This window comes from Flectobacillus sp. BAB-3569 (genome assembly GCF_002270355.1).
Classification (GTDB): domain Bacteria; phylum Bacteroidota; class Bacteroidia; order Cytophagales; family Spirosomataceae; genus Flectobacillus; species Flectobacillus roseus.
In genome coordinates, this window is record NZ_NJFZ01000009.1 from 472121 (window position 1) to 483190 (window position 11070).

An 11070-nucleotide genomic window follows, 5' to 3' on the forward strand; every position below is an offset into this window, starting at 1 on the left:
AGTAATCGTTTTTGATGAAAACTACCTTCCAAAATTTTTATAAATCTTAGAAGAGAATTACGCTCAAATTTTGTCAAGTTTGAATTCTTAATAGTAAATATTTTGCATCCAGTAATATTTAGGAGTAAAAAATTCTGCAATTCGCTATTTGTATAAAATTGGCTTGCTCAAAAATAGCCGTTTGTAAGCAGACCGTTAAATATAATAACTTATTTTAAAACATAATAAAAAAATTTAAAATTATGTTAAAATATGTTAAAAATAGGTACTATTCGGTCAATTTTTGATGGTATAATTACCCATCTGCCAGAAAAACAGTGTATTTAGTGTGTTTTTGAAACCTGCAGGAAAATTTTCTGTGATTGTTAATTTTAACCATAAAATTAACAATTTTTAATCTTGATTTTATTTGGCAATCTAGCCGACGAATCAGCATTTTGAGAAGTTATTAATTGCATACAAAAACAATTTGTAGCAGTTTTTCGTAATTATTAAAACAAAACTTATCAGATATGAAAACCGTATTAGTCATTTTAGGATTCATTTGTGTGTTAGGGCTTGTGATAAGTCTTTCACAAGGAAAAGAAGACGATCCACTCAAAAACCACAAATTTGCAGTAGTCAAAACTGAGGCTGAATGGCGCAAGATTTTGACACCAGAACAATATAAGGTTACTCGACAACGAAGTACCGAATTAGCCTGCTCGGGTGCGTACTGGAAAAACCATGAAAAGGGTATCTATAAATGTGTTTGTTGCAAACTTCCTTTATTTGACTCTAAGACAAAATTTGAATCAGGGACAGGCTGGCCTTCTTTTTACAAAGCCATTCATAAGGACGCCATCCTCGAAATTCCTGATGATAGTTTTGGAATGTCACGCACCGAAATTTTGTGTAGTCGTTGCGGCGCGCACCTCGGACACGTATTCGACGATGGACCAAGACCCACAGGTTTAAGATATTGTCTCAACTCAGTGGCATTGGATTTTGAGAAGGATGCGAAATAAATAATTTAGTGATTTGAGATTGAGGGAATGAGTGATTATTTTAAGATGTATTTTACTTGTAGAGACGCAATATTTTGTGTCTAAAGATGTGTCCTTTTAAAGGATAGCATCAAAAAAGCGGTCGGAAATTTGTTTTTCGACCTGCTTTTTTGATGCTGTAAAATTGGATATGACTTGGCCTTAGACGCAATCATTGCCTACCTACGAGTGAGATATTTTAATCATAGTCACGATTTACTCAACTAGAATACTCTTAACTATTTACCACAAGCCGCCATGTAGTCATTAAATAGTTTCGTGTTGGTTTCTGCGTCATTTTTGTCATATAAACCTTTCCCCACATTCTCTACAATAGTTGGACAGTCTGCGAAATAAGTTCTCAAAGTTTTACGTCTTCCCGCATAAGAAGGCAGAGAAGTATATGAGTCCTCAGTTGGACGTTTGAATGCAAAACTAGTCAAAGGGAAGTATTCTTTGTTCAAGCTCAATTTTTCAGACTTTTTAAGCTCATCAAAAATCGCATAGTGCTTGTTATTAGTCTGATTTGTTACGAAAAGACTTAAACCTCCCGAAGCAACACGACCAATATTATATTGCTTTCCTGATGAATCTTTGAAAGTAGATAGCTTTTTCAAGTTGGTTCTCTTTGGTTTTTTCTCTCCTTCCATATAAATCCAAACAGAAGTTTTTTCTGAACCAATTTGATTCATTAATTGAGAAAAACCAGAACTACTCTGTCTAGATCTCAAATCCTCAATTTCTGGGAAGTCAAAAAATAACCTTACATTACCAGCGTAGGTATTACCGTCCTCATCAGTCACTGAAGAATTCTCTAATTCATAATATTTGAAGGCATTTGGACCAGATTGTTGAGCAGACAATACAGGTTCTGCTTGAATTGGCTCCACCTTCATCGCATCTTTATTAGCATCAATAAAGTATTTCACTAGTTTTTGAGCATCCTGAACATTACCATAGTTTTGAGCCATCCCCAAAAATGTACGGTCATATTTCTTTATTTGTGGCAAATAGGTTTCAAACTCATCCATTTTATTAATTAACAATGAACTAATCGCCAAATTATAATTTGAAATAAAACGAACATCCTTTTGTAAATCTTCATCTTCAGGGTCTGTATATTCGGCCAAAGACTTCCAATATTTTTGTGCTTCTCCAAACATACCAGCCCAGTTCTTTCTTTCCACATCTAGCAATACCGGAAAGACTTGTGTGGATTGATTAAATTCGTCTACATTAAAGGTCGATTTTGATTTTCTGCCTTTTGTTAGGGTAAACAACTTGTAATCATTATTTGGCGTGTATAAATAGTAGCTACTAAATTCAGAGAGTAGATTACCATAATCTCTTGAAACGATATCGTATGCAAAACTATCAAATTTGTTTTCTCTATCAGTTACATACATTTTGATAGAAGGTATGTGATAACGCGTGAAGATAGTCTTACCTGCTTTATCCATAATTTTCAAACTTGATTGTAAACCGATATAATAGGCTGGGGCATTTTGATAAGTGGTTTGAATCAAATAATCAAGATTTCCAGAGTTCAAAAGCTCAAATCTTTCAAGCGTGTAGACGATTTTGAAATCACCACTATCTTGAAATTTCAATCCAACCAACCCACAACGCTGTGTCAATATTTCTTCATTATAAGGTAGTTTGAAAAATTGAAAAGCATCCTTGAATCCTTGATTGATATTAAGTTTGACAGAATAGCTTTTATAATCTTCAAAACTTCCATCGATGGGAGCAATAGGGGCTCTTACTACAAATTGTTTGGGCAATGCAACAGGGGCATTTTGGGCAAACGAAAAACTAGAGGCAAGTAAAATACCTGCCACAAAAAGTAATTTTTTCATGGTTTTGTTATGGTAGAAATATGGAGATTGTTTACAGTTTTGGAGATGGGTTATGACGAGTATTATATTTAGATTCGTCGAAAATAATTTTTAATTGCTCTGCATCAAAAATCAGTATTTTGCCATCACGAGTATCATAATCATTGTCAATTAATCCTTGAGCTTCTTTGATTACTTTCTCTGGTTTGTCAAGATAATAATAGATTTTACCTAAATTATAGTAAGCAGAATAGCGCATTTTACGGCTTCCTTTGTCATTTTCCGTATATTTCTTTTTCAAAGACTCAAAATAATCAATCAGCGGTTGCAATTGTTTTTCTAGGGTCTCAGTTGACTCATTGGCTTTCATCTCCTTAAAAAGCATTCTTACCGCTTCAATAGCTTCTGATTGTGTTTTTCCTTCATCAGTTTTTGCATCCAAAATCCATAAGAAGTCTTCTTTTTTGACAGTGTAGAAACCAAAGTTTTCTACCAGAAATCCGTTGAGCTCATTGATAGAATTCTGGACATAATTACGAAGAGTCTGTTCAAACAATCGTTGTTTCAAACTATCATATTCTCTTTGAGCTGCTGCCGAGCTAGTTGATTTTTGACCGACATAATGGACAAGCTTGGTAAATGAATAATTCTTTTCATCTCCAGATGTTTCCTCTGGCTTTTTGAATTCAGTATTTACCAAAAAACGATTGGTGGCTTTTACCTCTTGTTTTTGTTGTGCCGATGCCAATTCTGTTTTGGTTGGCGCAAATGGTGCTTTGATTAAGGCATGTCCACGTGCAGAATAGGTGATATCAAGCCAATAATAGGTAGTAGAGCTTTTTACGTTTCCGTTATTGTCTTTTTCGGTGATAGTTTCTTTTTTGATTTCATTACCCGTAAAGGCAAAATCTTCGAAAACTACATCAATGCCAATTGCAGGAGAGGCTTCTACTTTCGTTAATCCATCCACCTTTATGTTATCATAAATCCTGGTCTCGGGATAAACATTAGAGATAACAGGCATTGCCTTGACATGTACACCATAAGTGCGTTTTTCGATTGGAAGATACCTTTTAGGTAACGTTTGGAATTCGACATTGAAGTACGAACGATCCAAATCAACCTTTTGAGCAAAAAGTGAATTTGCTCCAAGAAGTAGTAGGGGTAATAGTTTTTTCATTAAAGTGTATAGATTAAATAAGAAATTATAAGCAGAGAAAACCACTGGTACTCAGAACCTGATTTTAACCCCATTGTAAATTCATGATGTTGACTTTGCTATTAAAAAATAGCACATGCTCAAAGACAGCACCTACTAACAAAGGAGTGATAGGCAGGGATACAGATGAACCTTAGGATACCTTGCGTAGAGGGTTGAAAACTAGTCCTTAAACCCAAAATAAATTAGATGTGAAAAGGAAAAAGAAAGGAATAGGTTTGGCGAGTTTAGTATATAGTTTAACATTATAGCAATTGATGATTTATCTGTTTCAGTTCAAGAAATGTAGTGGATCAAAATTTAAAAGCGAAATTAATATATTTTATTTTACCTTACAACATGCGATTCTTTAGTTTTGGTATTTATCTATAATTGAGTAAAAAAATAATATAAAAGATGAAATTTGTTAATAAATAGAAAAAAGTCTCTAAAGTTGCTTTGATTATTTTTATGTAAATTGAAGCAAAAAACATGCCGTCTATACAAAATAATTATACATGAGGATTGTCTCTAAACATTTTTGGTTGATACTAATACTATTCAGGAATACCTATAAACAATGATAAAAACTGAGTGCCAAAACCTACTTTTATTCTATAAATCATAAAACTAATTTTCTATGAAATCATTTATTTTATTGCTTTGCATATTTCTCATCAGTGGTACTCTCATTTCTGCCAAACCTATCCGTGTAGGGGTAGCTGGTATGACTCATGACCACATCAATCAAGTGTTTGATTATATTGGCAAACAGCAGGATGTAGAAATCGTAGGGTTTGCTGAACCTAACAAAGCTCTGGCGATGCGTTTGCTGAAAAGTCATAATCTCCCCGAAACCTTGTGGTTTCCTACTTTGGAGGCATTAATCCAACAAAAAAATCCTGAGGCTGTGTGTGCTTTTAATTCTATTTATGAGCATTTGGCTGTGGTAGAAACTTGTGCTCCTAAGGGTATCCATGTGATTGTAGAAAAACCCTTGGCAGTGAATAATCAGCATTTGGCGTTGATGAAAGCACTTGTTGAAAAACATCAAATACATTTACTCACCAATTTTGAAACTACTTGGTATCCTTCTCATGCCAAAGTTTGGGAAATGGCTAAAAAAGATAAAAGTTTAGGTACAATCAGAAAAGTTGTTTTCAAAGATGGACATAATGGACCAATCGAGATTAGTTGCTCTAAGGAATTTACCAATTGGCTGACAGATCCTATTCAAAATGGGGGAGGCGCAATCGTTGATTTTGGCTGTTATGGTGCCAATATCATGACTTGGCTTATGGATGGACAAAAACCTATTTCTGTCACTGCGGTAACATCTCAAGAAAAAACATCTGTTTATCCAAAGGTAGATGATGAGGCTACAATTATCTTGAAATATCCAACTTGTCAAGCTGTGATTCAAGCTTCGTGGAATTGGCCTTTTGGCGTAAAAGATACCGAAGTTTACGGTACATCAGGAATCGTTATTGCCAACAAAGAAGCAAATATGAGATACATTTATGGAGAAGGCAATAAAGCAGAAAAATGGCTTGACCTTTCCGCGCTACCCAATGAGCAATCCAATGTGTTTTCATATTTGGCGGCGGTAGTTAATGGTAAAATTAAACCTGAAAAAGATTTATCGTCTTTCGCGGTTAATAGCGTAGTGGTCGAAATTCTTTCAGCCGCCAAGGAATCAGCTAAAACAGGTAAAACTGTTTATTTCTCAAGATAATTTACCTAATTTCCATTCAAAGAAACCTTTAACTGTGATAATTATAACTACTACCTTTTATGGATGAATTTGTAACCTTCTTCTAATAAAACCCCCTTTTTTATTATCCTATATTCAAATCCTTGTTATTTTTGCAATATTGTTGCAAAAATAACAAGGATTATGAAATCTCTTCTAACGCTCAACTTTTTTCTAGTTTTTCTATTTACAGAAAAGCCCTTTCAAAAAAGATTAAAACAAGACTTTGATGTCCAAAAGATTACTTGGAATGATTTAAAAGATGTGCATTTCAAAAAGAAATTCAACATCGACTTAGCGATGTTTTATTTGTATCCCAATTTTGGTCCAAAGGTAACCATGCTCAATGGAAGAACTATTGAAATCAGAGGTTATACGATTCCGATTGATAGTGAAGGAAATTTTGTAGTGTCACAGAACCCCAATTCGATGTGTTACTTTTGTGGGAAATCTGGTCCAGAATCCATGATTCAATTAAAGTTTACTAGCAAGCATCAACGATATAAGGTTGATGAAATAAGAACTTTTAAAGGTATCCTGCGACTAAATGCCAACAATGTGCAAGAGTTGAATTATATCTTGGAAGAAGCTGAAAGCGTGGATTAGGTAAAAACTATATTGAACTCTGAAAATCGGATTTTTGATTTCGGATTACTACAACTAGAATCGTCAAAAGCCTCGAAAACTTTTGGTATTCCCTGTATCTGAAATCAAAAATCCAATTTTCTTAGCATGAAGTGAAGGGGATTAATGGGGTAAAATGTTGGTAATCAAAAAAATACGCTCAATGCTCATCACTCACAATGCAGCGCTTATTCTTAGCAACCTGGTTTGTCCAAAGTAAAATATGGAGATGTCCAGATAGCCACTTTATTATATGGTTTGGCATCAGACTTTACTTTGTTGTCTTGTGCTTCTTTTTTCTCGGCAGAGGCAGATTTTTTATCGTGGTCTTTGCAGTTCTCAGTTTTAGCTGATTTTGCGCAAGCCGACTTATCACATTTTGCTTTGTCGCATCTCGACTTATCACATTTTCCACCAGGGCAAGCCAAAGATGCCGCTACAATACCAAGTGTTAAGAATCCTGAAATAATTGCTTTTTTCATGTTGAATTTGTTTAATTTAATGGAACGAATAACGCAAAATATCGAAGCATAAAGAGGTTTATTGAGTACGATAATTTTTGCACTGTTGACCTTACAAAATTACAATCTTCTATTGGCTTCTTGCTGTCATTCAAGTGTTATTGACTTGTTATAGAGTTGTTAAAACCATCCTCTTTAACAAGAAGCTCTTTATCTTTACTACATGAAAATTCAGCATAAAAATATCCCTTACATTCTGATTGCGTCGACTTTAGGCGTAATTGCCTTGGTGATTATCCAAATTATATGGATGCGTCACTCGTGGCGATTGTCGGAGGAGATATTTAATCAAAGGGTTACGTCAGCACTTTGTTCTACCATCAAATCTTATAAAGATGGCGCCTATTGCAATGATGGAAAATGCGCCGTAGTAGATATGTCGGGCGAAACGCTTATTTCTAATATTTCAGAATTGCCTCATGATATTGTTAATACCAAAGATTTTCGAGAAACCTTAGATAGAAACCTAGCTAATTATCAGGTGTTTTTACCTTACCAAATTAGCCTTTCTACCAATAGCTTCTGCGCTACTGATGTATTTCAAACGGCAATTTCTTTCAAAAACCATCATGGTAATGAGTCGTATCTAAGAGTTACTTTCCCCACAAAAGAACGCTATATTTTGGGAGGTATGACCGTTATGGTATTAGCAACCCTCTTCATTGTTGGCTTTATTACAGTTGTATTATTGATGGTCAATTGGTCTTTGATGAAACAAAAACTGTTACTTCAAACCAATGTGGATTTTTTCAATAATATGGCACATGAGTTTCGTACTCCCCTCAGTAGCATTGGCTTAGCAGTAAATCGTTTGACTAAAAAGCATGAAGAATTACGAGAAAACCCATTTTTAGCAGTTATTAAAAGAGAAAATACTCAATTATTGCAAGAAGTTGAACGAGTATTACACCTAGCCAAAATCGAAAATGGAGAATACATTTTGGAGAAAGAAAAGCTCTCTATCGAATCCCTTATTCGTGCTTCGATAGACAGTTTGTCGATGTCTATTTCCGAAAAAAATGCACTCGTTATGTTGGAGGGTTTTAGGGAAGAAATGTGTGTGATAGGAGATAGGCAACACCTTGTGAACACCTTTCGCAATTTGATTGAAAATGCTTTGAAATACAATGAAAATACACCTGAAATTCGTATTACGGCAAAATTACAATCTCAAGATATCGTCATATCATTTGAAGATAACGGCATTGGTATTCCTGTAAGCCAGCGAAGTTTGATATTTGAGAAATTTCAGCGAGTGCATCAAACGACCCATGCTTTCAAAGGGTTTGGACTAGGTTTGGCGTATGTCAAAAATATGCTTGAGCTCCATAAGGGCAATATTCAAGTAAAAAGCGAAGATAAAAAAGGAAGCTGTTTTGAAGTATATCTACCTTTGAGCCTGTAGAATTTTCAGTATTACACAAAACTCTGAACACATTCCTGTAACCACTTATTTATGAGCATTACTCCACACAAAATACTTTTGATTGAAGATGACCTGAGTATGGGTTTCCTATTGACCGAATTTTTGGAAGACCAAGGATTTGAAGTCAAGCTATGTCGAGATGGAGAAAGTGGATATAATGCGCTTAAAAGACAACAGTATGACGTTTGTTTACTTGATGTAATGATGCCCAAAATGGATGGTTTTACCTTGGCATCCCATTGTAAAGAACTTAATCCTAATATGCCTTTTTTGTTTATTACGGCTCGTTCATTAAAAGAAGATAAGCTAAAAGGTTTTGAACTAGGAGCGGAGGATTACATTACAAAACCATTTGATGAAGATGAATTGCTTTGTCGCATCAAGGTATTATTACGTCGTCAACCATCACAAGTTCAGCCATCTCAAGTACAAAAATTTTCGATTGGTACCTACGTTTTTGATTATTCCAGACAAGAATTATGTTATCAAGATGAAACATGGCGATTGACAGAAACAGAAAGTGAGGTTTTAAAATTGCTTTGTCAGCATCAAAATCAGATTTTAAAAAGAGAAGATGCTGTAGAAAAAATTTACGGTAAAAAAGACTATTTTCTGGGTAGAAGTTTTGATGTATTTATATCAAAATTAAGAAAAATGCTACAAAACGATCCCCGAATTAGTATCGATAATGTTTTTAAAGTAGGCTTTATATTGAATGTGCAAAGTTGAAGTTTCTTAATTACAGCTAGTTATCCGACTTTAAGTGATTACTTAATCTCGTTGATTTGAAATTATTTTCTTTAAGCGTATAAACAATTGTATCAATTAGGTCTTTCTTATCGTGTTCATGAAAAAATAAGGACTCTATTACCAATAATTGACTTGAATTATCTTGAGGGTTTTGTTTATAAAAGTGCTCAAAGCTTCGACTTGAATACCCATCTCCACTGCTCGCTGTCCAATGATCGCCCAGTTTATGGACTTTGTCATCCGTAGTAACACAATAAAATCTTGAGGTTTGTTGGTAATCACAAGCCTCCTTACCCCAGTTAAGCGTAAAAAATAGGTTATTATCTACCTTATTATCCAAAGTGAAAACAAATAATTCATGGTCTCCTAAAAAAGTATCCGAGAATATCACCTTATTGTTTTTAAATACTTTCAAATAGCCAGGGTTGTCAAACCCATACTTTTCTTCGTTGTATTCCGTGTAGGCGAACTCAATTTTATATTTCTCCAAAACCACATTTTTCTTAACCAACAAACCCTTATTCTCTTCAGAACCCTCGTTCATTTCGGGCTTCATTAGTGATTTGATAGCTCTAATAGAATCTTCAAAATTTATGACCTGATTCGCGCTTTTCATATCAGTTTTGGGAGAAGACTTTCCACACGAAAGAAGAATTAAGAGGGTAAAACTTAAATAGAGCTTTTTCATAAGTAGAAGGAATATAGAAAAATTTACGAAATACCTTACACCTTAAATATCAACAAAAAGCATAATACTCTTGATACATGTCCCAGCTTTATTTCAATATTTTGTGTTGTATGAAGTGTAAAGCGACTGATTCTACTTATAATAAATCTGAGCATATTCTCTATACTCAAATTTAGTTCAGTAGTGATACCTCTGTCATCACCACACAATTGGTTTTGTTAAATAAGTTTATAACTATTTAGTGTCCAGATATTTATAAAAAAAGTATATTTGTACTGACTAAACAAAAATTTTACACTATGAAAAACTACCTACGCTTAGCAAGTTTACTCTTCATTTTTTCAATGAATGCTTGTACTGATGACACCTCCAATGCATTACCAACCGACACATGTTTTAAGAAAGATGCTATTGCTGAACTACCTTGGCTTAAAAGTGTGGTTACAGACTTTCAAAAACCTAAAAGTGGTCCATTGGAAGTGGTACTTTACACTTACAAAAACCAGTACTTTATAGGTGTGATTAATCCCTTGGTTTCATCACCAGCTTCGTATATTTATAATTGCAGCGGTGAAAGTATTGGCAAACTGAACATCGGATATAACCAGTTTGTGGCAGAAGCTCGTACAATAGATGTCTTATTGAAAGGAACATATTAAGAAAAACCCGAGTTAGTGCTGGTTTGGAACCTGGCACTAACTATTCCAATCCTAAGTAGGAAAACGTTATTAGTTAACAGTAGGTTGGTTATTTGAAGATATTCATAATCTAAAGATTATAGTTAAATTTTGCCTCAGTCATACTATTAATTTAATCTTTCCTACTACTGATAATCAATAAATTCAAAGTTAAAGTTCTGAAACTTTAGAAAGAAAAAGCACAAGTCTAAGACTTGCGCTAGTACTCTAAGAGTAACATGAGTCATCCCGAATTTTGTTGTGCGAAGTAGCACCATAGCATGTTTTGGATGGCCGTTCTCAATCGATAAATCGGTGTCAAAGCATTTTGGCACCGATTTCCTGTTCTATGAGCAAATTGATTGATGATTATCTTGATAATAGATGGCCAATTCCTGATGAGTTTCATCAAGAAGTCGTAAATGAGCGTGACGATGGCTAATAGTTTGAGGGTATTTTCGAAGAACCATAACCTAGGAGATTCAATAGCTAGCTCAGTTTTGGCGAATCTAAACGCCTGTTCGATATTCCATCGGTGCATGTAGCTATGACATATTTCCCAAGCATCCT

General features: G+C 34.5%; 10 protein-coding genes and 1 pseudogene. 6 read left to right on the forward strand and 5 right to left on the reverse strand.

All coding sequences use genetic code 11. The features are described from left to right. The first annotated feature begins 512 nt into the window (after positions 1 to 512). Entirely contained in the window at positions 513 to 1007 is a 495-nt protein-coding gene (msrB, locus tag BWI92_RS11255; protein ID WP_095163291.1) for a peptide-methionine (R)-S-oxide reductase MsrB, read from the forward strand. Between the two features lie 257 nt (positions 1008 to 1264). Here the strand turns inward: msrB and BWI92_RS11260 are convergent, their stop codons facing one another. Both BWI92_RS11260 and BWI92_RS11265 read right to left on the reverse strand, forming a co-directional pair. Then, on the reverse strand, positions 1265 to 2884 hold the full coding sequence (locus BWI92_RS11260) for a hypothetical protein (RefSeq protein ID WP_095163293.1): 1620 nt from the start codon (positions 2882 to 2884) through the stop codon (positions 1265 to 1267). 31 nt (positions 2885 to 2915) lie between these two features. Further along, on the reverse strand, positions 2916 to 4043 hold the full coding sequence (locus tag BWI92_RS11265; protein ID WP_095163295.1) for a hypothetical protein: 1128 nt from the start codon (positions 4041 to 4043) through the stop codon (positions 2916 to 2918). 658 nt (positions 4044 to 4701) lie between these two features. On the opposite strand from BWI92_RS11265, the gene BWI92_RS11270 reads away from it, so the two are divergent. Further along, positions 4702 to 5796, forward strand: a complete 1095-nt coding sequence (locus BWI92_RS11270; RefSeq protein ID WP_095163298.1) for a Gfo/Idh/MocA family protein — start codon at positions 4702 to 4704, stop codon at positions 5794 to 5796. 162 nt (positions 5797 to 5958) lie between these two features. After that, a complete protein-coding gene (locus BWI92_RS11275) occupies positions 5959 to 6420 on the forward strand; it encodes a DUF3299 domain-containing protein (RefSeq protein WP_095163300.1) in 462 nt (153 codons plus the stop codon). 212 nt (positions 6421 to 6632) lie between these two features. Here BWI92_RS11275 and BWI92_RS11280 read toward each other — a convergent pair whose 3' ends face one another. After that, positions 6633 to 6920 carry a hypothetical protein gene (locus BWI92_RS11280; protein WP_095163302.1) on the reverse strand — a complete coding sequence of 96 codons (288 nt, stop codon included), beginning with the start codon at positions 6918 to 6920 and terminating at the stop codon, positions 6633 to 6635. A 202-nt stretch (positions 6921 to 7122) separates the two neighbouring features. Here BWI92_RS11280 and BWI92_RS11285 point away from each other — a divergent pair, with 202 nt between their 5' ends. Further along, entirely contained in the window at positions 7123 to 8364 is a 1242-nt protein-coding gene (locus BWI92_RS11285; protein ID WP_095163304.1) for a sensor histidine kinase KdpD, read from the forward strand. A gap of 51 nt (positions 8365 to 8415) precedes the next feature. After that, entirely contained in the window at positions 8416 to 9114 is a 699-nt protein-coding gene (locus BWI92_RS11290; protein ID WP_095163319.1) for a response regulator transcription factor, read from the forward strand. A 16-nt stretch (positions 9115 to 9130) separates the two neighbouring features. On the opposite strand, the gene BWI92_RS11295 is transcribed toward BWI92_RS11290, so the two are convergent. Further along, on the reverse strand, positions 9131 to 9823 hold the full coding sequence (locus BWI92_RS11295; RefSeq protein WP_141234756.1) for a hypothetical protein: 693 nt from the start codon (positions 9821 to 9823) through the stop codon (positions 9131 to 9133). A 299-nt stretch (positions 9824 to 10122) separates the two neighbouring features. Between BWI92_RS11295 and BWI92_RS11300 the strand changes: the two genes are divergently transcribed. Next, positions 10123 to 10482, forward strand: coding sequence for a hypothetical protein (locus BWI92_RS11300; RefSeq protein ID WP_095163323.1), 360 nt, complete (start codon positions 10123 to 10125; stop codon positions 10480 to 10482). 262 nt (positions 10483 to 10744) lie between these two features. On the opposite strand, the pseudogene BWI92_RS27295 reads toward BWI92_RS11300, so the two are convergent. Beyond that, positions 10745 to 11070 (reverse strand): annotated as a pseudogene (locus BWI92_RS27295) (hypothetical protein); the annotation flags it as partial.